We start from the raw sequence: 1,021 nt of genomic DNA on the forward strand, positions 1-1,021 counted from the left end.
CTGGCCTTCGGTTGCGGCATGATTTCGCGGCCACCCGGGCCCCACACGGAGCGGTCTGAGGCGGCCGGTCTGGTGCTGGGGGCCGTTCAGGCACCGGCCACGGGCAAAGTGCCGCGCCGTCTGCTCGACTGGATGGCCAAGAGCCTGGACCTCGTCAGCGAGATGGTGAGCATCTCGGAGCCGGGCGCGCTGGCGGGCGGCGAGAGCCGCATCGTGTTTGTCAACCAGGCCTTTGTGCGCCACACCGGGTATGCGCCCGAAGACGTCATCGGCCGCAACCCCGGCCTGCTGCACGGACCCCAGACCGACGCCGACGCGGTGGCCCGCATCCGGCACGCACTCAAGCTGCGGCAGTCGGTGCGGCTCGACATCACCTACCACACCCGCCAGGGCACACCGTACTGGGCCGACGTGGAGGTGGTGCCCATCACCAACGCCAGCGGCCAGGTGACGCACTTTCTGTCCCTGCACCGCGACATCACCGACCGGGTCGAAATCGACACCGCGCTGCGCGACAGCGAGGAGCGTTTTCGCAGCCTGACCGAGCTCTCCTCCGACTGGTATTGGGAGAGCGACGAGCAGTTCCGTTTCACCCGCTTCGACGGCAACCTGCCGGCGCAGTTTGTCCACAGCAACAGCCTGGGCCGCCGGCCGTGGGAGGTGCCGGCGCTGAACATGGACGACGCGGCCTGGGCCGCTCACCGCGCCGACCTGGAGGCGCACCGGCCGTTTCGCAACCTGGAAGTGGAGCGGGTGCACGCGGATGGCAGCAGCGAATGGGTGGCCATCAGCGGCGAGCCCATGTTCGACAGCCAGGGCCACTTTCGGGGTTACCGGGGCGTGGGCTCTTACATCGGCGCGCGCAAACGCGCCGAAGACGAGCGGCAGCGGGCCAACGAACTGTTGCGGGCCGCCCTGGAAAACGTGCCACACGGCGTGGCCAAGGTCGATGCCGACGGGCGGGTGAGCTTTTACAACCGCCGGTTCCTGGAGCTGCTGAACGTGCCGGACGCCTTCATGC

At 68.8% G+C, this 1,021-nt stretch carries 1 protein-coding gene; it reads left to right on the forward strand.

Features of this window, described 5'->3' with window-relative positions; translation table 11 throughout:
• Positions 1 to 72 precede the first annotated feature (72 nt).
• Positions 73 to 1,021: PAS domain S-box protein (locus tag Q8M88_RS09670; protein ID WP_305596793.1), on the forward strand; the 949-nt coding region annotated here is incomplete at its 3' end.

It is taken from the genome of Phenylobacterium sp. (assembly GCF_030693805.1).
Classification (GTDB): Bacteria; Pseudomonadota; Alphaproteobacteria; order Caulobacterales; family Caulobacteraceae; genus Phenylobacterium.